The sequence below is a fragment of the Streptomyces sp. NPDC001634 genome, from assembly GCF_040298185.1.
Classification (GTDB): domain Bacteria; phylum Actinomycetota; class Actinomycetes; order Streptomycetales; family Streptomycetaceae; genus Streptomyces.
Window position 1 is genome coordinate 38,689 of sequence record NZ_JBEOZU010000064.1, and the last position, 19,696, is coordinate 58,384.

Genomic DNA, 19,696 nt, shown 5'->3' on the forward strand with positions numbered 1-19,696 from the left:
AAAATGCGGATGTTCACGAGAACGTGAACATCCGCTTCTGGTCGCTGACCTTGGAATCTGAGGAAAAGTGCCCCGGGTCGGACTCGAACCGACACTGTATGGGTTTTGAATCCATTGCCTGCTGCCAATTGGGCTACCGGGGCCCAACGAATCGAAGGTTACCCTCGACCCGCTGCCTGACCACCTTACCGCAGCTAGGTACGCTCTTGGGAGCAGTACCCTGCCTGCCCTGGAACAAGGAGCCCGAGTGACCGCCCCCGAGTCGCCCCAGCCCGTCGCCGACGACGACAAGTCGCACGTGCCTCCGCTGACGACCCGTGTCGTCATCGCCGAGGACGAGGCTCTCATCCGGCTCGACCTCAAAGAGATGCTCGAGGAAGAGGGCTACAGCGTCGTCGGTGAGGCCGGCGACGGTGAGCAGGCCGTCGAGCTCGCCCGTGAGCACCAGCCCGACCTCGTCATCCTGGATGTGAAGATGCCGAAGCTCGACGGCATCTCGGCGGCCGAGAAGATCGCGGAGGAGCGCATCGCCCCGGTCCTGATGCTGACCGCGTTCTCGCAGCGTGACCTGGTCGAGCGGGCGCGGGACGCGGGTGCGATGGCGTACCTGGTGAAGCCGTTCAGCAAGAGCGATGTCGTTCCGGCGATCGAGATGGCGGTGTCGCGGTTCAACGAGCTGAAGACGCTGGAGAAGGAGGTCGCGGACCTCACGCTGCGGCTGGAGACCCGGAAGCTGGTCGACCGGGCGAAGTCGATTCTTCAGACGGAGTACGGGCTGACGGAGCCTGCCGCGTTCCGGTGGATCCAGAAGACGTCGATGGACCGTCGTATGTCCATGCAGCAGGTCGCGGAGGCCGTGATCCAGGACGCCGAGGAGAAGAAGGCCTCGAGGGGCTGACGTCTGCGGCGGCGTAGCGGCGTACGGGAGAGGCCCGCACCCCGTCTTCACGGGGTGCGGGCCTCTTCGTGTGCCCTGGAATGCGTGCTCAGTCCTCGCCGAGGTATGCCTTCCGTACGGACTCGTCGTGCAGCAGGTCCTGTCCGGTGCCGGAGAGGACTATGTTGCCGACCTCCATGACGTGGCCCTGGTCGGCGAGTGACAGTGCCGCCTGGGCGTTCTGTTCGACGAGCAGGATGGTGGTGCCCTCGGACTTCAGCTCGGCGATGGTGGCCATGATCTTCTGCATCATGATCGGCGAGAGGCCCATGGAGGGTTCGTCGAGCATGAGCAGTTTGGGCTGGGACATGAGGGCGCGGCCCATCGCGAGCATCTGCTGCTCGCCGCCGGAGAGGGTGCCTGCGGCCTGCTTGCGGCGCTCGCCCAGGATCGGGAAGAGGTCGTAGGCGCGCTGGATGTCCTTTTCGATGCCTTCTTTGTCCTTGCGGAGGAAGGCGCCGAGCTGGAGGTTCTCGGCGATCGTCAGGCGGGGGAAGATGTGCCGGCCCTCGGGGGAGTGGGCGAGTCCGAGGGAGACGATCTTGTGGGCGGGGACGTTGGTGAGCGGTTTTCCGTCGAAGGTGATCTTGCCGCTGGTCGGCTTGAGCAGTCCGGACAGTGTGCGCAGGGTGGTCGTCTTGCCGGCGCCGTTGGTGCCGATGAGGGTGACGACCTGGCCGGCTTCGACGCTGAAGGAGATGCCCTTGACGGCTTCGATCTTGCCGTAGGCGACCCTGAGGTCCTCGACCTCGAGCAGTGCGGTCACTGGGTTTCTCCCTTGGTGCTGCCGGTGGTGCTGTCTGCGGTCGCGTCGGCTTCGGAGGCGTCGGCTGCCGCGTCGGCTTCCGCGGCTTCGACCTCGGCCGCCTCCACTTCGCCGGGCTCTCCCTCGAAGGGGGTGCCGAGGTAGGCGGCGATGACGCGTTCGTCGGCCTGGACGACGTCGGAGGTGCCTTCGACGAGTTTTTCGCCCTGGACGAGGACGGCGACGCGGTCGCAGAGGTTGAAGACGAAGCGCATGTCGTGCTCGATGAGGAGGACGGCGACGCCCTTGTCACGGATGGCGAAGACGAGTTCTTCGGTGGCCCTGGTCTCCTGGGGGTTCATGCCGGCCGTGGGCTCGTCGAGGAGCAGCAGTCCGGGTTCGCTCGCGAGTGCTCGGGCGATTTCCAGTTTGCGCTGTTCGCCGTAGGGGAGGTTTCTCGCGAGGTGGTCGCGTTTGCGGGCGAGGCCGACGAACTCGAGGAGTTCCATGGCCCGTTCCTCGGATTCCCTTTCGGCTTTCTTGAAGCCGGGGCCGCGCAGCAGGGCGGACCAGAGGCCTTCCTTGGTGCGGGTGTGGCGGCCGACGAGGACGTTTTCCAGGACGGTCATGTTGGCGAAGAGCCGGATGTTCTGGAAGGTGCGGGCGATGCCTGCCTGTGTCACCAGGTGCGGTTTGGGCGGCAGGACGGTGCCCTTGTAGGAGACGGTGCCCTCGGTGGGGACGTACAGGCCGGTGAGGCAGTTGAAGAAGGTGGTTTTGCCGGCGCCGTTGGGGCCGATGAGGCCGACGATTTCGCCGCTGTTGACCGTGAAGTCGACGGCGCGGACGGCGGTGAGGCCGCCGAAGCGCATCGTGACGTCGCGGGCTTCGAGTACAGGTGTCGTCATGGTTCTTACGCCCCTGCCTTGGTGACGGCCGGTTCGTCGGTCAGCGTCGCTTGTTGTGGTACGTCGAGTTGGCCGGTCTCGTGGAATTCGAGCTGGCGGCGCCGGTTGGCGATGATGCCCTCGGGGCGGAAGCGCATCAGCAGGATGAGGGCGATACCGAAGGCGAGGAGCGACTTGTCCTGGAGGAAGACGAGCTTCTCGGGGAGCAGGTACAGCAGTGCCGCGCCGAGGAGGGGGCCTGAGACCGTGCCCATGCCGCCGAGGACGACGGCGGCCAGGAGGAAGGCCGAGTTGGGGGGCGTGGAGCCGGCGAACTGGTAGGGGTTCGGGACCACGCTGTAGGTGACGTGGGCGCTGACGGTGCCGGCGAGGCCGGCGAGGGAGGCGCCGAGGGCGAAGGCGATGAGCTTGACGCGGAAGCCGTTGATGCCCATGGCGGTGGCGGCGGTTTCGTCTTCGCGGATGGCGATCCAGGAGCGGCCGATGCGGGAGTCGGCGGCGCGGCGGTAGACGGTGACGACGATGGCCATGATGAGGACCATCAGGAGGTAGTAGTTGGCGAAGCGGCCGATGGTGAAGCCGCCGAGGTCGTGGGCGTCCCCGAAGTTGAATCCGAAGAACTTGAGGTCGGGGATGGACGGGATGCCGTTGGGGCCGTTGGTGATGTCGGGGCCGGAGACGCCGTCCATGTTGTTGACGGCGATGCGGAAGATTTCTCCGAAGCCGAGGGTGACGATGGCGAGGTAGTCGCCGCGCAGTCGCAGGGTGGGGGCGCCGATGAGGACGCCGAACACGAGGGAGGCGGCGGCGCCGGTGAGGGCGGCGGCCCAGAAGGGGAACTGGACGCCGGAGAACTTGGAGAACTCGGAGCCGGAGACGAGGGCGGCGGTGTAGGCGCCGACGCCAAGGAAGGCGACGTATCCGAGGTCGAGGAGTCCGGCGAGGCCGACGACGATGTTGAGGCCGAGGGCGACGGTTCCGAAGATGAGGATGTTGACGCCGATGTTGGCGTAGTGGTCGTCGGTCTGGGTGAAGGGGAAGCCGATAGCGGCGACGAAGCCCATGGCGAGGGCGAAGCTGCGGTTGCCGGCGATGATGTGCGAGAAGCGGTCGAGCAGGCCGGCGGTGTGCAGTGCCCAGACGGCGAAGACGACGACGATGAGGTAGCCGATGAAGAGTTCGCCGTACTCGGTGTCGATGCCGTAGGCGAAGGCGAAGAGGCCGATGGCGGTGACGACGGTGATGACGGCGCGCTGGACCCAGGGGGAGGTGGCGCCGGCCGGGGGGATGTGCTCGGGCTTGGCGATGTAGGCGCGCAGGGTTTCCTTGGCGGGCTGTTCGCCGGCTCCGGGCTGGGGGAGGGCGAGGGCGCCGAGGACGGGGAGCAGGGAGGCGACGGCCGCGATGTAGCCGCCCGGTTCGAGGTTGACCAGGCCGCCGAGTTTGGCGGCGATGGCGATGACGGTGAACCAGGTGGTGCCGAAGGCGCCGAGAGCGGCGAGGACCGTGGGTGCGTTGTTGCGGGCCGGGGTGAGCCAGCCGAGGCCCTTGATGCCGTATCCGGCGAGGGCGAAGACGGCGACGAGGATGCCGCCGACGAAGGTGAGCCACTGGAGGCCGCCGGGGTAGCCGTAGACGGTGAGGTCGCCGGGGAAGTCGGCGGTCCAGGTCCAGGCGAGGAAGGCGGTGGCGGCGGTGGCTATGCCGCCGACGAGGGTGAGGGCGCGGGCGGCGGCGGCCGGCAGCGGGATGAGACCGCGCTCGGTGGCCGTGGGCGTCTGGGGGGTTTTCGTGTCGGTCATGGTGATCACGCCCTGTCCGCGACGCGTTCGCCGAGGAGGCCCTGCGGCCTGAACAGCAGTACGAGGATGAGGAGGCAGAAGGCCCAGACGTTGGCCCAGCTGGCGCCGCCGAGCTGCTGCATGCCGGGGATGTTGTTGATGTAGGCGGAGGCGAGGGTCTCGGCGATGCCGAGGACGACGCCGCCGAGCATGGCGCCGTAGATGTTGCCGATGCCGCCGAGGACGGCCGCGGTGAACGCCTTGAGGCCCATGAGGAAGCCCATGCGGTAGTCGATGCTGCCGTACTTGAGGCCGTAGGCGACCGCGGCGACGGCGGCGAAGAAGCCGCCGATGGCGAAGGCGATGACGATGATGCGGTTGGTGTCGATGCCCATGAGCTGCGCGGTGTCGGGGTCCTGCGCGGTGGCCTGCATGGCGCGGCCGGTGCGGCTGCGGCGGACGAAGAACGCGAGGGCTGCCATGCAGACGGCGGCAGCGATGATCAGGAAGATGTCGGCGTCCTTGATGGTGATGGAGCCGATGTCGTGCTTGGCGTCGAGGCCGGGGAAGGCGCGGGCGCGGTCGGCCTGGGGGTAGAAGTTGCGGACGACTTCCTGGAGTGCCAGGGAGAGGCCGATCGCGGTGATGAGTGGTGCCAGCCGTGGTGCTCCGCGCAGTGGGCGGTAGGCGAACCGTTCGGCTCCGACGGCGATGAGGACGGCGACGATTGCGCCGCCGATCAGCATCAGGGGCACGAGGGCCCACATCGGTGTGCCGGAGGGGAGGATCAGGGAGACCGTGAGAGCGCCGAAGGCTCCGGTCATGAAGATCTCGCCGTGTGCGAAGTTGATGAGCTGGACGATGCCGTACACCATCGTGTAGCCGATGGCGATCAGCCCGTACATCGAGCCTAGGAGCAGCCCGTTGGCCAGCTGCTGCGGCAGGGTGTTCACCGCATGGCCTCCATGTCGCTGGTGGTCGTGTTGTGCACTGTCGTGTGCAGGGTGGGGAGTGACAACGGGCCGCGCGGTCGGGGTCCTCCTTCCGCGCGGCCCGTCGGTGCAGTGCTTGGGGTGGGTCGGCTTGGGTTACGTACGGGTTCAGCTGGGGTTGTACGTACCGGTCTTGACGGCCTTCCAGGCACCCTTTTCGACCTGGTAAACGGTGAGCTGCTTGTTGGTGGTGTCGCCGTACTCGTCGAAGGAGACGTGGCCGGAGATGCCTTCGAAGTCGCTCTTCTGGACGCCGTCGACGACCTTGGAGCGCAGGTCGTCACCGGTGGGCAGCTTGCCGCCGTTGGCGTCCTTGGCGGCCTTGACCGCGTTGATGATGGCCGTGGCGGCGTCGTAGGCGTAGGCACCGTAGGCGCCGTAGTCACCCTTGTAGCCCTTGGCCTTGTACGTCTCGACGAAGGTCTTGGCGGCGGGCAGGGTGTCGACGGGGACGCCGACCGCGGTGGCGAGGTCGCCCTCGGCGTCCTTGCCGGCGGTCTGGATGTAGGTGGTGGCGTACATACCGTCGCCGCCGAACAGCGGGATGTTGACGCCGCCGTCCTTGAGCTGCTTGGTGATCAGCTCGGACTCGTCGTACTGGCCGCCGTAGTAGACGAGGTCGGCCTTCGCGTTCTTGATCTTGGTGACCAGGGAACCGAAGTCCTTGTCGCCGGTGTTGACGTGGTCGGTGCCGACCACGGTGCCGCCGAGCTTCTTGAACGAGTCGTTGAAGATCTTGGCGAGGCCGGCGCCGTAGGTCTGCTTGTCGTCGACGACGAAGGCCTTCTTCTTCTTGAGGCCGTTGTAGGCGTAGTCGGCGGCGAAGCCACCCTGGAGGGCGTCGGTGGTGGCAGTGCGGAAGTACGTCTTGTAGGGACGCGTCTTCGTGGTCTGCCAGTCCTTGCCCTGGGTGAGCGCCGGGTTGGTGTTCGAGGGGGAGATCTCGACCATGTTGGCGGAGGCGAAGACCTGCTGCATCGACTGGGCGACGCCGGAGTTCAGCGGGCCGACGGCGCCGACGACGCTCTTGTCGCCGACAAGGGCCGTGGCGTTCTGCTGGCCGGTGGCGGGCTGGGCCTTGTCGTCCAGGGCGGTGACCTTGAACTTCACGCCGGGAACGAGGTTCTTCTTGTTGGCGTCGTCGACGGCGATCTGGACGCCGTACTGGATGCCGAGGCCGGTGGTGGAGTTCTCACCGGAGAGCGGGGCGTCCACGCCGATGGTGAGGGTGGTGCCGCCGCCGCTGTTGTCGCTGCCCTTGTTGTCACGCGAGCCGCACGCGGTGAGCGTCAGAGCTCCGGTGGTGAGAACGGAGGTGAGAATCACCAGAGAACGCTGTCGCACGATCAGTCCTTTCCGCAGGCGTCGCCGCCCTGTGTGGGGATGGCGCTAATGCTGCGCTGGTACCGCACTCCCGATGGAGCGGTGACTGGCCGTGACTCTAAGCCCGGTCTGACAGGTTGAGCATCGTCGTGGGCTGGCTTGTGACTTTCTTGTTATGACGTGCTGGTTGATGGGCATGGGCGAAGGTGGCTCTCGGCCGGTTTGGCGGAATTTCCGCATCGTCCACATTTTGAGAATGTGCACTTCCGCTACGCCGTGGGCGGGCCCTGCCTGTGGGCGGGACCGCAGGCCGTGTGGAGGAGCGCGGAAAGGTCGCGGGAGAAGGCACCGCTGAAGATGAAACTGTGGTGCTGCATTGCGCGCGCGTTACGCAGTGTTACGTCAAGAAAAGGTAGATCTGCATTCAGTGCCAGTCCGGAACAGTCGGATACGGATATCTCGAGTGCAATGCGGCGTGTTGTCCCGGCGCGCACGGTAATGGATGCGTTCGGTGTGGTCCGGGCGTGGAGTCCGGTGAACCCTGCCTTGATGCCGTAGACGGTGACGGGTGTGCCGCTGCGGACGGAGACGTCGAACCGGAAGGTGCCGACGGGGTGGTCGGGGGTGGCGCGGTGGTCAACTCCCGCGTAGGCGAACTCCGTTACGTTCACGGGCCAGGGCGGCAGGTCCGGTTCGGGGGGTGCGGCGGAGGGCGGTTCGGGCAGGAGCAGGAGGGTGCCGGTGACGGCGAGGGCCGCGGCTGCGGCCAGGGCGGCCCCGCGGGTACGTGCCGGCAGCCCGGTCCACCGGTCGGACAGGCGAGGCGAGTCACTGCCGATGACGTCGTGGACGGGCTCGGGTTCGACCGGTTCCACGGGTTCGACCGGTCCGATGCCGCTCATGGCCGGGGCCTCATGGAGCCACGGTAGGGGTGCGGAGCGCGGCCGGGAAGGTGTGGTGATGTGCCTTGCCGGGGCGGGGAGTTGAGGAGGCGGGTGCGGGGGTGCGGCAGGGGGTGCCCGTGGGCTTCGGTCACCCCCCGGGGGTCAGCCGGCTGCCGGGATGTGGCCCGCGTCGCCACGGTGCACGTTGCGCAGCAGGCAGGTGAGGCGGGCGGTGCATACGCGATTGCCGTCCTCGTCGCTGATCACGATCTCGTACGTCGCGGTCGAGCGCCCGCGGTGGAGAGGGGTGGCGACGCCGGTGACCAGGCCGGAGCGCACTCCGCGATGGTGGGTGCAGTTCAGGTCGACGCCGACGGCGATCTTGGAGCTGCCGCCGTGGAGCATGGAGCCGACGGAGCCGAGGGTCTCGGCGAGGACGGCGGAGGCGCCGCCGTGGAGGAGCCCGTAGGGCTGGGTGTTGCCCTCCACGGGCATGGTGCCGACGACGCGCTCCGCGGAGGCCTCGACGATCTCGACGCCCATACGGGTGCCGAGGTGGCCGGCGGAGAAGAGGGCGGGCAGGTCGACGCCGAGCGCGGCGTACTCGTCGACGACCTCTTGCGGGAACTTCACGGTGTGCTGCTCGCCCATGGGGTACGGCTCCGTTCGTCGGTGATCTGTCACTCGGCTGTGACTGAGCAAACGCTCAGTCGGTTGCCGATTGTTCCAGGCGGACCACGACGGACTTGCTGGCGGGGGTGTTGCTGGTGTCGGCGGTGGCGTCCAGCGGGACCAGGACGTTGGTCTCCGGGTAATAGGCGGCCGCGCAGCCGCGGGCGGTGGGGTAGTGCACGACGCGGAAGCCGGGGGCGCGCCGCTCGACGCCGTCCTTCCACTCGCTGACCAGGTCGACGTACGCGCCGTCCGCCACGCCCAGCGCGCGGGCGTCCTCGGGGTGGACGAGGACGACGCGGCGGCCGTTCTTGATGCCGCGGTAGCGGTCGTCGAGGCCGTAGATCGTGGTGTTGTACTGGTCGTGCGAGCGCAGGGTCTGCAGCAGGAGCCGGCCCTCGGGCAGCTCCGGGTACTCCACCGGGGCCGCCGTGAAGTTGGCCTTGCCGGTGGCGGTGGGGAAGCGGCGCTCGTCGCGCGGCGCGTGGGGGAGCGTGAAGCCGCCGGGGCGGGCCGCGCGCGCGTTGAAGTCCTCGAAGCCGGGGATCACGCGCGCGATGCGGTCGCGGATGGTGGCGTAGTCCTTCTCGAACTCCTCCCAGGGGACCTTGCTGTCCTCGCCGAGGACCCGGCGGGCGAGTCGGCAGACGATCGCCGGCTCGGACAGCAGGTGGGGGCTCGCGGGCTCCAGACGGCCGCGGGAGGCGTGCACCATGCCCATGGAGTCCTCGACGGTCACGAACTGCTCGCCGCTGCCCTGGAGGTCCCGCTCGGTGCGGCCGAGGGTGGGCAGGATCAGGGCGCGCGCGCCGGTGACGGTGTGCGAGCGGTTCAGCTTGGTCGACACGTGCACGGTGAGGCGGGCGCGGCGCATGGCCGCCTCGGTCACGTCGGTGTCGGGAGAGGCGGACACGAAGTTGCCGCCCATGGCGAAGAAGACCTTCGCCTCGCCGTCGCGCAGGGCGCGGATGGCCCGTACGACGTCGTAGCCGTGCTCGCGCGGCGGCGCGAAGCCGAACTCCTTCTCCAGGGCGTCCAGGAAGGCGGGCGCGGGGCGCTCGAAGATGCCCATCGTGCGGTCGCCCTGCACGTTCGAGTGACCGCGCACCGGGCACACGCCCGCGCCCGGGCGGCCGATGTTGCCGCGCAGCAGGAGGAGGTTGACGACCTCGCGGATGGTGGGGACGGCGTGCTTGTGCTGGGTGAGGCCCATGGCCCAGCACACGATGGTGCGCTCGGAGGCGAGGACCATCCGCAGGGCCTTCTCGATCTCCTCACGGGTCAGACCGGTCGCGGTGAGCGTCTCGTCCCAGTCCGCGGCGCGGGCGGCCTCGGCGAACTCCTCGAAGCCGTGGGTGTGTTCGCGGACGAACTCCTCGTCGACGGCGCCCTCCGTCTCCAGGACCATCTTGTTGAGGAGGCGGAAGAGGGCTTGGTCGCCGCCGATGCGGATCTGCAGGAACAGATCGGTCAGCGCCGCGCCCCTGAGCATGCCCTGGGGGGTCTGCGGATTCTTGAAGCGCTCCAGGCCCGCCTCGGGCAGCGGGTTGACGCTGATGATCTTCGCGCCGTTCGTCTTGGCCTTCTCCAGGGCCGAGAGCATGCGCGGGTGGTTCGTGCCGGGGTTCTGCCCGGCGACGATGATCAGGTCGGCCTTGTGGAGGTCGTCCAGCAGGACGCTGCCCTTGCCGATGCCGATCGTCTCGGAGAGGGCGGAGCCGGACGACTCGTGGCACATGTTCGAGCAGTCGGGCAGGTTGTTGGTACCCAGCTCCCGGGCGAACAGCTGGTAGAGGAACGCGGCCTCGTTGCTGGTGCGGCCCGAGGTGTAGAACACGGCCTCGTCGGGGGAGCCGAGCGCGGTGATCTCCTCGGCGATGATGTCGAAGGCCCGCTCCCAGGTGACGGGCTCGTAGCGGTCTCCCCCTTCGGGGAGGTACACGGGGTGCGTCAGACGTCCCTGCTGGCCGAGCCAGTAACCGCTGCGGGTGGCGAGGTCGGCCACGGAGTGCGCGGCGAAGAACTCCGGGGTCACCCGGCGCAGGGTGGCCTCCTCGGCGACCGCCTTCGCGCCGTTCTCGCAGAACTCCGCCGTGTGCCGGTGGTCGGGCTCCGGCCAGGCGCAGCCCGGGCAGTCGAAGCCGTCCTTCTGGTTGACGCGCAGCAGGGTGAGTGCGGTGCGGCGCACGCCCATCTGCTGCTGTGCGATGCGCAGGGTGTGGCCGATGGCGGGCAGCCCCGCTGCCGCGTGCTTCGGCTCGGCGACCTGCGGCGCGTCCTGAACCGGGTCACCCTTGGGCGGCTTCGTTGCCATCGCTGCGCTCTCCTTCACCGGCACCCGTGAGCTACGTCTCCGATCCTCGCACGCACCGCCGACAACGAGGGCAGCCGGGGTTTGCGGAGGACAAAGGCCATGGTTGCGGAAGAAGCAATGGTTGCGGAATAGGCAACACTGTGGGAGTGCCGGCAACGGCCGGGCGCCGCCGGTCCCTGTGTGGGGCTTCGCGCAGCGCCCCGCCCGTCCGCCGGGGCGCCCACGGCGGGGTCCGACTGTCAGTGGCTCGTGGCAGGATCGGGGACGTGGCAGAGACAGCATCGAAGAAGACCGACAACGCCCCCGGCGGCAGCCGTCCGCGGCTGATGCTCATGGACGGGCACTCACTGGCGTACCGCGCGTTCTTCGCGTTGCCCGCGGAGAACTTCACCACCGCGACGGGCCAGCCGACGAACGCGATCTACGGCTTCGCGTCGATGCTGGCGAACACGCTGCGCGACGAGGCGCCCACGCACTTCGCGGTGGCGTTCGACGTCTCCCGCAAGACCTGGCGCTCCGAGGAGTTCACGGAGTACAAGGCGAACCGTTCGAAGACCCCGGACGAGTTCAAGGGCCAGGTCGAGCTGATCGGCGAGCTGCTGGACGCGATGCACGCGCAGCGCTTCGCGGTCGAGGGGTTCGAGGCGGACGACGTCATCGCCACGCTCGCCACCCAGGCCGAGGCCGAGGGCTTCGAGGTGCTGATCGTCACCGGCGACCGTGACTCCTTCCAGCTGGTCACCGAGCACACGACGGTGCTGTACCCGACGAAGGGTGTCTCGGAGCTGACCCGGTTCACTCCGGAGAAGGTCGTCGAGAAGTACGGGCTGACGCCGGCGCAGTACCCGGACTTCGCGGCGCTGCGCGGCGACCCGTCGGACAACCTCCCGGGCATCCCGGGCGTCGGTGAGAAGACGGCCGCGAAGTGGATCAACCAGTTCGGTTCGTTCGCGGACCTCGTCGAGCGCGTCGACGAGGTCAAGGGCAAGGCCGGGCAGAACCTGCGCGACCACCTGGAGTCGGTGAAGCTGAACCGCCGGCTCACGGAGCTGGAGCGGCGGGTGGAGCTGTCGAAGACGGTCGCCGACCTGGAGCGGGCGCCGTACGACCGCAAGGCCGTCGCCATGGTCCTGGACACCCTGGAGATCAGGAACCCCTCGCTGCGCGAGCGGCTTTTCGCCGTCGACCCCGGCGCAGAGGAGGCCGATACGACACCGGTCGCGGCCGACGGCGTCGAGGTGGACGGCGCGGTGCTGGGCGCGGGCGAGCTGAAGCCGTGGCTCGCCGGGCACGGTGACCAGCTCCTGGGCGTGGCCACGGTCGACTCGTGGGCGCTGGGCGCGGGCGCGGTGGCCGAGGTCGCGCTCGCCGCGGCCGACGGTGCGGCGGCGTGGTTCGACCCGACGCAGCTGGACGAGGCGGACGAGCAGGCGCTCGCGACGTGGCTCGCCGACCCGGCCAGGCCCAAGGTGCTGCACAACGCCAAGGGCGCCATGCGCGTCCTCCCCGAGCACGGCTGGTCCCTTCAGGGCGTGACCATGGACACGGCGCTCGCCGCGTACCTGGTCAAGCCGGGCCGCCGTTCCTTCGCGCTCGACGCACTGTCGCTGGAGTACCTGGGACGGGAGCTGGCGCCGGCGGCCACGGCCGACGGGCAGCTGGCGTTCGGCACGGACGAGGGTGCCGAGGCCGAGGCGCTGATGATCCAGGCCCGAGCGATCCTCGACCTCGGCCAGGCGTTCGAGGAGAAGCTGCGGGAGGTCGGCGCTGCGGACCTGCTGCGCGACATGGAGCTGCCCGTCTCCGCGCTGCTGGCCCGTATGGAGCGGCACGGTATCGCCGCGGACCGCACGCATCTGGAGGCCATGGAGCAGATGTTCGCGGGCGCCGTCCAGCAGGCGGTGAAGGAGGCGTACGCGGCGGCGGGGCACGAGTTCAATCTGGGCTCGCCCAAGCAGCTCCAGGAGGTCCTCTTCGGTGAGCTGGGCCTGCCCAGGACCAAGAAGACCAAGACGGGCTACACGACAGACGCGGACGCGCTGGCGTGGCTGGCGACCCAGACGGACAACGAACTGCCGGTGATCATGCTGCGTCACCGTGAGCAGGCGAAGCTCCGGGTGACGGTCGAGGGCCTGATCAAGACGATCGCCGCGGACGGACGGATCCACACCACGTTCAACCAGACGGTCGCCGCGACCGGCCGCCTGTCGTCCACGGACCCGAACCTGCAGAACATCCCGGTGCGCACGGACGAGGGCAGGGCGATCCGCCGCGGCTTCGTGGTGGGCGAGGGCTTCGAATCGCTCATGACGGCGGACTACAGCCAGATCGAGCTGCGGGTGATGGCGCACCTGTCGGAGGACGAGGGACTGATCCAGGCGTTCACGTCCGGTGAGGACCTGCACACCACGGTCGCCTCCCAGGTGTTCGGGGTCGGGCGCGACGCGGTGGACGCGGAGATGCGGCGCAAGATCAAGGCGATGTCGTACGGCCTGGCGTACGGGCTGTCGGCGTTCGGCCTGTCCCAGCAGCTGAACATCGAGGCGGCGGAGGCCCGTGCCCTGATGGACACGTACTTCGAGCGCTTCGGTGGCGTACGGGACTATCTGCGCCGCGTGGTGGACGAAGCGCGGGCCACGGGCTACACGGAGACGCTTTTCGGCCGCCGCCGCTACCTCCCCGACCTGAACAGCGACAACCGCCAGCGCCGGGAGATGGCGGAACGCATGGCGCTGAACGCCCCGATCCAGGGCACGGCCGCGGACATCGTCAAGATCGCCATGCTGAACGTGGACCGGGCCCTGCGCGAGGCCGAGCTCAAGTCCCGCATGCTCCTGCAGGTCCACGACGAAATCGTCCTGGAAATCGCCCCGGGCGAGCGCGAGAAGACGGAGGAACTGGTCCGCCGCGAGATGGCGGCCGCGGTCAACCTGCGGGCACCGCTGGACGTATCGGTGGGAGACGGCGGCGACTGGGAGTCGGCGGCGCACTAGCTCTGCGGCGGGCAGCCGAGGCGGGGCGGTCGGGCGGTGCCCAACATGCCGTACGTGCCGGGGCACCGGCGTCCGGCGCACGGCGGTGTCGGGGCACCGGCGTCCGGCGTACGGCGGTATCAGGGCACCGGCCTCCGGCGCACGGCGGTACCAGGGCACGGCCTCCGGCGTGCCGGGCTCCGGCGATCCGGCCTCCGGTGAGCGGCGGGGCGCCCTCCGGTGTGCGGCGATCCGGCCTCCGGTGTGCGGCGGGGCGCCCTCCGGCACCCCAGAGCACGGTCCGGCCCCCGGAGGGAACCGTCACCCGGGCGGCCCCCGCGAAAACGCCGCTGCGTCGTGGTTGGGGCAAGGATGCGGCCATGGGTATACGTCCGCTTTCTCGCCGTACGGCGATCCGCGTGGCCGTCCTGTGCGCCGCTCTGCCGCCTCCCGTCCCGGCCCACGCGCGCGGCGCGAGCACCGCCCGTCTGCCCGCCCCTTCCCTCTCCGCCCGTATCTCCCTGGTCACCGTCCGGGCGGCCCGGGGCATCCGGGCCGTGGGCGTCCCCCGGTTCGTGTCACAGTCCGTCCCCCGGTTCGTGCCTCGGTTCCTGCCGCGACTGCGGGCCTTTCCGTCGGCGACGGTCCTCCGGCGCGGCTCCCGTGCGGCCGATGCCCGGGGCGGCCACCGACAGGACGACCCCGTGGGCGTCAGGGCCACCGCATGGCTTCAGACCGCCCTCACCGGAGCCCAGGAACTGCTGCGCAGACTCGCCGCGTCCCACCGCCCCCGTTTCCTCACCCGCGACGCGGAGGCGGTCAGCGGGGCGCCGGACGGCTCGGTTCCCTACGAACGTGTGCCGGGTCGCCAGCGGCCGGACGCCACGCCCTGACCCCGGTCGCGTACAGAGCCAGCCCCACGACGAGACCAGCGCCCGCGCCGAAGCACACCGTCGGGATCAGTTCCCACGGCCTCGCGGTCGCCCCCCAGTAGGCCCACCAGCGCGACGCCCGCTGCACCGCTCCCGCCGCCGCACACCCGCCGATCACCGCGCTCGCCAGCCACCGGTCGGCCCATGACAGCGCGGGCACTCCCGAAACCACGTCCGGACCGGCCGGCACCCGCCGCAGCGTGACCGCAATGAACACCGCGATCACGACCGCCGCAACCGCCGAACCCCCGTACTGCAGGTACCAGTACAGCGGCCAACCTGCGATCTGCCGTCCCAGCACGGGGAACAGCCGCATCCCCCACCGGTCCAGATGTGTGAACGCGTCCCAGACGACATGTGTCAGCGCACCCAGCGCGGCGGAGACGTACCACCAGAAAGCCAGACGAAACGAGAAGCTTCGCCGTGGCGTGCCACAGCGCACCAGTGCCGCCACCCGCCCCTGCACCGGTGGCGGCAGCAGCGCCACCAGCGGATCCCGAAGCGCCAGCCACGCCCCCACCAGCGCCCATGCGATGAGCACATCGATGGTGAACACCCCTCCGAAGGAGTGCGTGACATCGCCGAACTCCATCGCCCCGGAAACCGCACTGGCCGCGTAATAGGTCATATCGGGCGCGAACGATCCCGTGACGAGAACCGCGGGCACCAGTCGTCCGCGGCCGGAACCGTCTCTCCGGACGGCGGGCAGGACGGCCGCGGCATGGCTGAGGGTGAACGGCAAGTCGGCTCCCCGCGGCAGACATTGACCGGGCACAACCGCCCGGCGATCACAGACGTCCAGTATGAGGGACGCATGAAAAAGGTGAGGCGACCCGCCCTGGCTCCTGCTCCCAACCCAACCGCACATGACCAACTGGTGAAAATCGGGCGCCAACCCGTGCCCGTGCGAAGGAAGTTGTCATAGGGTCACTTGGGCGCGTGCCGGGCGCGCGGTCGAACACGCGTAGTACCACAGCAGCACCTACAGAGGGTCGTCGACGGGAAGGGTTCGCTCAATGGCGGCGCATATCGGCAGGAGGCTGCGCAAGGGGGCGGCAACCAGCGCTGTGGCCGCGGCCGCGGTCGCGGCTCTGGCCGCGTCCCAGGCTCCGGGAGCGACGCCGGACGACGCGGGCAGACAGGCCACCGGTGCGCAGTCCATGCCCGATGCCGACAACAGCGGCACCAGTGACGAAACCGCCACCGGCAACGGCGGTTACTACACCGACCTCCCGCCGCTCAACAGCCCGACCGCGTCGCCCAGCCCGAGCACCGGCCCCACCACCGTCCCGGTCGGCGACGCGGAGGCCGGCATTCCCGCCACCGTCCTCGACGCCTACAAGAAGGCCGAGGCCGAACTCCGGCAGTCCAAGCCGGGCTGCAACCTGCCCTGGCAGCTCCTCGCCGCGATAGGCAAGGTGGAGTCAGGCCAGGCCAACGGTGGCCAGGTCGACGCCAACGGCACGACGTACACGAAGATCCTCGGCCCGGTCCTCGACGGCAACGGCTTCGCGAGCATCAAGGACACCGACAACGGCGCGTACGACGGCGACAGCACGTACGACCGTGCGGTCGGCCCGATGCAGTTCATCCCCTCCACCTGGGCATGGGCGGGCCGTGACGGCAACGGCGACGGCGTCAAGGACCCCAACAACGTCTACGACGCCGCGCTGGCTGCCGCCCACTACCTGTGTCGCTTCGACCGTGACCTGTCGGTCCAGTCCGACATGAACGCGGCGATCCTCGGCTACAACAACTCGCAGGCCTATCTGAACACCGTCCTGTCCTGGTACGAGTACTACCGCAAGGGCAGCCACTCGATCCCGGACGGCACCGGCACGCTGCCCACGCACCGCAGCGACGACAGCTCCGGCGCGAGCACGAACCCGAAGACGACCAAGAAGCCCGGCACGCACAAGCCCGGAGGCGGGGGCACCACCAGCCCCAGCCCCACCCCGCCGACGCCGAAGCCGCCCACCACCACGCCGACGCCGCCCACGCCCACCGACACGGTGGACCACCTGGCGGACGGCAACACCGGCACGCTCTCCGCCAGGACGGGCGACACGTTCGACCAGAGGGTCGTGGTGCAGGCCGTGACCAAGGCGGGCAAGGCCGTGCCGAAGGTCCGCGTGCGGTTCACGATCAGCGGTGGCACGGACGCCACCTTCATGGGTGGCGAGACCGTGGCGACCGTCGTCACCGACAGCAGTGGCAAGGCCACCGCGCCCGCGCTCGTCGCCGGCCAGAAGACCGGCGACTTCACGGTCGGCGCCCTCGTCGTGGGCCGAACGGTCACCGGTCTCGACTACACGGCCACCGTCACCGAACGCCAGGCCGACACCCTCGCCCGCACCAGCGACACCGAACTGACCTGCACCCCGGGCGGAGAGTTCGCGGACCAGGTCGAGGTGAAGGCCACATACAAGGGCGCCGTCGCGGACGGTGTCGCCGCCACCGCAACCCTCATCAAGTCGGCCGACGACCCGACCGAGAACGACAAGGGCCCCTACTTCAAGGACGCGGACGGCAAGACCGTACGCACCCTCACAGGCCTGAAGACCGACGCAGGCGGCCTGCTGAAGCTGCCGAAGCTGTACGCCGACGACAGCACCGGCACGTTCCTGCTGCGCATCACCACCGCGGGCGGCGCGACCCTGACGGTGGAGCTGAAGGTCGCGGCGGCCACCTCGCCCAGTCCGTCACCGAGCCCCACCGCGTAAGGGCCCACCGGATTCTCGTACGACTGCGGCGCCCCTCCTTCGCGGAGGGGCGCCGCAGTTGTGCGTTGAACGTGTTCTCATCTCGCGCGCCCGTTGCTACGGTGCCCGACCTGACGATGTATCAGCTCCTGCCCTGGGGAGGCCCGTATGCGCGCCCTCATCGCAGCCGCGATCGGTCTTGCCGCGGCGCTCGCCCTGGTGTTCACCCTGACGGCCATGGGCGCGCCGTCCGGCAAGACGTCCCCGAAGCCGCTGCTGACGACGGTGCCCGCGCATCCGTGACCGTACGAGCCGTCCGTCCGGGAGGGAGATCGAGATGCGACGCAAGGCCGGCCTGATCCTGCTCGCCTTCGCCGTGTTCTTCGCGGCACTGTCCCCGCTGTTGCGCTGGTACGCCTTCCCGCGCCTGGCCAAGGTCCCCGCGAACCAGTACCAGGACATGGTCCTGGTGGCGAAGAACGCCACCCTCCTCGACTACGGCACGATGAAGTCCCGCACGGTCCCCCAGGTCACCATCGTGCAGACCCTCAAGGGCAACGTGGAGGCCGCGAAGAAGATCGAGAAGACGGCCGGCCGGGACGTGGTCGTCTGGGACGGTCTCTCCTACGTGCAGGGCCCCGACGGCAAGATGGTCTCCAGCATCCCCGAGCGCTACATCTTCGACGCGCACAGCCAGGAACCCGTCCACGCCACCGGCGAGATGGTCGACGGCGACTCCGTCCGGCGTGACGGCATCGAGTTCAAATGGCCGTTCCTGACGGAGAAGCGGGACTACGAGTACTTCGACGCGCAGACGCGCACCACGGCACCCATCCACTACAAGGGCACGCAGACCTTCCGGGGCGTGAAGGTCTACTACTTCGAACAGACCATCCCCTGGACCAAGGTCCCCTTCCCCAAGGCCATGCCCGTGCAGGGCATCACGCCCGAGTCGGTCGCGAAGACGGGCACGACCCGCTGGTACACGACGGTCCGCAAGTTCTGGGTCGAGCCCCTGACCGGCGCGCCCGTCTACGGCGAGGAGATCCACAAGGAGGAACTGCGCGGCGGCACGCTCCTGGGGGGCCGTGACAGGGTCACGGCGTTCGCGGGCGATGTGAAGATGCGTGAGGACTACATCAGGTCGACGGTCGCCCTCGTCAAGCACAACCGGACGCTGATTCTGCTGCTGACGTCCTACCTGCCGTGGGGCTTCCTGACCCTGGCCGTCGGCCTGCTGGCATTGTCCCTGTACCTGGAGGCGCGCAACCGTCGGCCGGGCGACCCGGCGCCCGCCGAGGCCGTGGAGCCGGAGCCGGTCGGCGCCTGAGCGGCACCGGCCGACGTGATTGCCGACTGGCCTGGTCACCGGCCGACCTGATCAAGTCCTGGCCTGGTCGCCGACTGGCCTGGTCACCGGCCGACCTGATCAAGTCCTGGCCTGATCGCCGACTGGCCTGGTCACCGGCCGGTCCGGTCAAGGAGTGGCCTGGTCACCGGCCGGTCTGGTCACCGCCTGAGCCGTGCATTCGTGTGCCGGGTCGGTTCCGCTTCGGCAGGGTCCTCCGGCCAGGGGTGCTTCGGGTACCGGCCCCGCAGCTCGGCCCGTACGGCTCGGTAGCCGTCCCGCCAGAAGGAGGCGAGATCGGCGGTGACGGCGGCCGGCCGCCCGGCGGGGGAGAGCAGATGCACGAGGACGGGCACACCGGCGATCTCGGGTGACTCCTGGAGCCCGAACATCTCCTGCAGTTTGACGGCGAGGACGGGCCGCTCGGGGTCGTCGTAGTCGATCCGGATCCTGGACCCACTCGGGACGGTGATCCGTTCCGGGGCCAGTTCGTCGAGGCGGGCGGCATCCCCGGTCGACCAGGGCAGCAGCCGGGCCAGGGCCTGTCCGGCGTCGATCCGTGCGAGGTCCGCACGCCGCCGGGCACGGCTCAGCTCGGGCTCCAACCACTCGTCCACGCGCGCGTGGAGCGCGTTGTCGGAGACGTCCGGCCAGGGATCACCCAGGTGCAGCCGCAGGAAGGCGAGCCGTTGCCGCAGAGCGCGGGCCTCCGGGGACCACCGCAGCAGTCCGAAGCCCTCGGCCCGCAGCCCTTCCAGCAGGGCCTCCCGTACGAGACGGGGGGCGGGCTCCCGCAGCGGCCGCACCGCCAGCTCGACGGCCCCGAGCCGCTCGACGCTCCGGGCGACCACATCCCCGTCGGCCCAGTGCACCTCGTCCCCTACGGCGTGGAGCGCGGCGGCCGCCCCCCGTGCCACGTCCTCGTCCACCGCGGCGGCGAGCCCCACGCGCGCGTGCCCCGCCCCGACGGGCCGGTCCGCCACGGCGACGGCGAGCCACGGAGCACCGCGCAGCCCCGAGGCGTCCCCCAGTCCGGCGCGAGTGCCGTTCACCATGAGATACGAACCGCCGTCGGCCCGCGCTAGCCGCTCGGGGAAGGCGAGGGCCGCGACGAGACCGGCCACACGATCGTCCCTCGCAGCCTCCGCGGCGGAGGACCGGTCCTCCGCCGCGGAGGCTGCGAGGG

Annotated in this window: 16 protein-coding genes and 1 tRNA gene; 6 read left to right on the top strand and 11 right to left on the bottom strand. The window is 69.5% G+C overall.

Annotated elements, in window-relative coordinates; genetic code table 11:
- Positions 1-68: 68 nt before the first annotated feature.
- Positions 69-143: transfer RNA gene (locus ABT186_RS33180), tRNA-Leu, on the bottom strand.
- A 104-nt stretch (positions 144-247) separates the two neighbouring features.
- On the opposite strand from ABT186_RS33180, the gene ABT186_RS33185 reads away from it, so the two are divergent.
- Positions 248-898 (top strand): ANTAR domain-containing response regulator, encoded by a 651-nt coding sequence (locus ABT186_RS33185; protein WP_351236046.1) that lies wholly within the window; start codon positions 248-250, stop codon positions 896-898.
- Between the two features lie 88 nt (positions 899-986).
- Here the strand turns inward: ABT186_RS33185 and ABT186_RS33190 are convergent, their stop codons facing one another.
- The 8 genes from ABT186_RS33190 to ABT186_RS33225 form a co-directional block, all read right to left on the bottom strand.
- Positions 987-1,703 (bottom strand): ABC transporter ATP-binding protein, encoded by a 717-nt coding sequence (locus tag ABT186_RS33190; RefSeq protein WP_351234928.1) that lies wholly within the window; start codon positions 1,701-1,703, stop codon positions 987-989.
- Positions 1,700-2,590 carry an ABC transporter ATP-binding protein gene (locus ABT186_RS33195; protein ID WP_351234926.1) on the bottom strand — a complete coding sequence of 297 codons (891 nt, stop codon included), beginning with the start codon at positions 2,588-2,590 and terminating at the stop codon, positions 1,700-1,702. Before ABT186_RS33195 ends, ABT186_RS33190 begins: the two co-directional genes overlap by 4 nt.
- Positions 2,591-2,595: 5 nt before the next feature.
- Positions 2,596-4,392, bottom strand: a complete 1,797-nt coding sequence (locus ABT186_RS33200; RefSeq protein ID WP_351234924.1) for a branched-chain amino acid ABC transporter permease — start codon at positions 4,390-4,392, stop codon at positions 2,596-2,598.
- A gap of 5 nt (positions 4,393-4,397) precedes the next feature.
- A complete protein-coding gene (locus ABT186_RS33205; protein ID WP_351234922.1) occupies positions 4,398-5,324 on the bottom strand; it encodes a branched-chain amino acid ABC transporter permease in 927 nt (308 codons plus the stop codon).
- Between the two features lie 147 nt (positions 5,325-5,471).
- Entirely contained in the window at positions 5,472-6,692 is a 1,221-nt protein-coding gene (locus ABT186_RS33210) for a branched-chain amino acid ABC transporter substrate-binding protein (protein ID WP_351234929.1), read from the bottom strand.
- A 263-nt stretch (positions 6,693-6,955) separates the two neighbouring features.
- On the bottom strand, positions 6,956-7,588 hold the full coding sequence (locus tag ABT186_RS33215; RefSeq protein WP_351234920.1) for a hypothetical protein: 633 nt from the start codon (positions 7,586-7,588) through the stop codon (positions 6,956-6,958).
- A gap of 144 nt (positions 7,589-7,732) precedes the next feature.
- Entirely contained in the window at positions 7,733-8,221 is a 489-nt protein-coding gene (locus ABT186_RS33220; RefSeq protein WP_351234918.1) for a hotdog fold thioesterase, read from the bottom strand.
- Between the two features lie 55 nt (positions 8,222-8,276).
- Positions 8,277-10,556, bottom strand: a complete 2,280-nt coding sequence (locus ABT186_RS33225; protein ID WP_351928226.1) for an FdhF/YdeP family oxidoreductase — start codon at positions 10,554-10,556, stop codon at positions 8,277-8,279.
- Positions 10,557-10,822: 266 nt separating this feature from the next.
- Here ABT186_RS33225 and polA point away from each other — a divergent pair, with 266 nt between their 5' ends.
- On the top strand, positions 10,823-13,549 hold the full coding sequence (gene polA / locus ABT186_RS33230) for a DNA polymerase I (RefSeq protein WP_351234914.1): 2,727 nt from the start codon (positions 10,823-10,825) through the stop codon (positions 13,547-13,549).
- 359 nt (positions 13,550-13,908) lie between these two features.
- Positions 13,909-14,421, top strand: a complete 513-nt coding sequence (locus ABT186_RS33235; RefSeq protein ID WP_351928228.1) for a hypothetical protein — start codon at positions 13,909-13,911, stop codon at positions 14,419-14,421.
- Here ABT186_RS33235 and ABT186_RS33240 read toward each other — a convergent pair.
- On the bottom strand, positions 14,348-15,202 hold the full coding sequence (locus ABT186_RS33240) for a DUF4184 family protein (RefSeq protein ID WP_351928230.1): 855 nt from the start codon (positions 15,200-15,202) through the stop codon (positions 14,348-14,350). The genes ABT186_RS33235 and ABT186_RS33240 overlap by 74 nt on opposite strands.
- 274 nt (positions 15,203-15,476) lie before the next feature.
- Here ABT186_RS33240 and ABT186_RS33245 point away from each other — a divergent pair, with 274 nt between their 5' ends.
- The 3 genes from ABT186_RS33245 to pgfA all read left to right on the top strand — a co-directional run bounded on the left by ABT186_RS33245 (position 15,477) and on the right by pgfA (position 18,492).
- Positions 15,477-17,183, top strand: a complete 1,707-nt coding sequence (locus tag ABT186_RS33245) for a lytic transglycosylase domain-containing protein (RefSeq protein WP_351928232.1) — start codon at positions 15,477-15,479, stop codon at positions 17,181-17,183.
- Positions 17,184-17,330: 147 nt separating this feature from the next.
- Entirely contained in the window at positions 17,331-17,465 is a 135-nt protein-coding gene (locus ABT186_RS33250; RefSeq protein ID WP_351237898.1) for an SPW_0924 family protein, read from the top strand.
- A gap of 34 nt (positions 17,466-17,499) precedes the next feature.
- Complete coding sequence (gene pgfA, locus ABT186_RS33255; RefSeq protein WP_351237899.1) at positions 17,500-18,492, top strand: cell envelope lipid trafficking protein PgfA; 993 nt, start codon at positions 17,500-17,502, stop codon at positions 18,490-18,492.
- A 179-nt stretch (positions 18,493-18,671) separates the two neighbouring features.
- On the opposite strand, the gene ABT186_RS33260 is transcribed toward pgfA, so the two are convergent.
- Positions 18,672-19,696 (bottom strand): ATP-dependent helicase C-terminal domain-containing protein (locus ABT186_RS33260; protein WP_351928234.1); only part of this gene is annotated, 1,025 nt, incomplete at its 5' end.

Bases quoted from the DNA above. Each gene is read 5' to 3' on its own strand.
- ABT186_RS33235 (WP_351928228.1), top strand. From the start codon at position 13,909: ATGGGTATACGTCCGCTTTCTCGCCGTACGGCGATCCGCGTGGCCGTC.
- ABT186_RS33195 (WP_351234926.1), bottom strand. From the start codon at position 2,590: ATGACGACACCTGTACTCGAAGCCCGCGACGTCACGATGCGCTTCGGC.
- ABT186_RS33250 (WP_351237898.1), top strand. From the start codon at position 17,331: ATGCGCGCCCTCATCGCAGCCGCGATCGGTCTTGCCGCGGCGCTCGCC.
- ABT186_RS33200 (WP_351234924.1), bottom strand. From the start codon at position 4,392: ATGACCGACACGAAAACCCCCCAGACGCCCACGGCCACCGAGCGCGGT.
- ABT186_RS33220 (WP_351234918.1), bottom strand. From the start codon at position 8,221: ATGGGCGAGCAGCACACCGTGAAGTTCCCGCAAGAGGTCGTCGACGAG.
- ABT186_RS33215 (WP_351234920.1), bottom strand. From the start codon at position 7,588: ATGAGCGGCATCGGACCGGTCGAACCCGTGGAACCGGTCGAACCCGAG.
- ABT186_RS33245 (WP_351928232.1), top strand. From the start codon at position 15,477: ATGGCGGCGCATATCGGCAGGAGGCTGCGCAAGGGGGCGGCAACCAGC.
- pgfA (WP_351237899.1), top strand. From the start codon at position 17,500: ATGCGACGCAAGGCCGGCCTGATCCTGCTCGCCTTCGCCGTGTTCTTC.
- ABT186_RS33225 (WP_351928226.1), bottom strand. From the start codon at position 10,556: ATGGCAACGAAGCCGCCCAAGGGTGACCCGGTTCAGGACGCGCCGCAG.